Raw genomic sequence first — 813 nt, forward strand, 5'->3', positions numbered from 1 at the left:
ACCCGGCATGAACCGCAATAACCGCTGCGACATTGGTATTCAACTTCGTGTCCAGTGCGCTCCAAGCCCTCCAATAAGGTTTCGCCTTGTTGGAGTTGGAAGGTTTTGTCGTGTGTGCTAATGAGTGCCATGTGTGTTTTAGGGCATAGAGGCCGTCTGAACAATGTTTCAGACGGCCTTAAATATATAAATTCAAATAATCAAGCCTTTTTCCCACAAGGCCAAAACGACATGAAGCTGGCTGTTATATTTTTTTTCATTACCCACAATTTCGCGCCAGAAAACGGATTTTTTCTGATTTGCCCATTCGGGATCATTTTTTAAAAGGCTGACCGCTGCAACGGCATATTCTCCGTTTTTGGAATGTTTGGTTTTGACTTTTTCCGGGTTGATTCCTTTAACCAACCCCGCACGACACAATCCCAAAAATGCATTCTTTGGGCATCCTTTTTTTCTAATTGACTCCTTGATGGGAAATGATGCCGCAATCTCTGTCCAAGTTTGTTCCATATCTTCATATTTAGAATATGATTCAGCTGCTTTTACCGCAATGTCGCCATAAATCTTCATTTTTGGTTATACCTTGAGGATTGAAAAGAGATTTTCAGACGGCCGGTTACGCCCAAAGGCCGTCTGAAACGCGGTTTACAGCTCGAAATCGCCCAAATCGTCCGCGCTGACTTCCGAATCAATCTGACCGATTAAGTAAGAAGAAATTTCCACTTCCTGCGGCGCAACCTGTACATTGTCAGAAGACAGCCATGCGTTGATCCAAGGAATCGGATTTTGGGTCGCACCTTCAAATCCGGCAGG

2 protein-coding genes and 1 pseudogene are annotated in these 813 nt (G+C 44.3%); all 3 read right to left on the minus strand.

Annotated features, from left to right (window positions below; genetic code table 11):
• Positions 1-131 (minus strand): 2Fe-2S iron-sulfur cluster-binding protein (locus tag ACTHUT_RS21255; RefSeq protein ID WP_440419786.1); only part of this gene is annotated, 131 nt, incomplete at its 3' end.
• A 61-nt stretch (positions 132-192) separates the two neighbouring features.
• Positions 193-570 (minus strand): DUF6979 family protein, encoded by a 378-nt coding sequence (locus ACTHUT_RS21260; RefSeq protein ID WP_440386648.1) that lies wholly within the window; start codon positions 568-570, stop codon positions 193-195.
• Between the two features lie 75 nt (positions 571-645).
• A pseudogene (locus tag ACTHUT_RS21265) lies at positions 646-813 on the minus strand (class Ia ribonucleoside-diphosphate reductase subunit beta); the annotation flags it as partial.

It is taken from the genome of Neisseria sp. P0022.S010 (assembly GCF_051956635.1).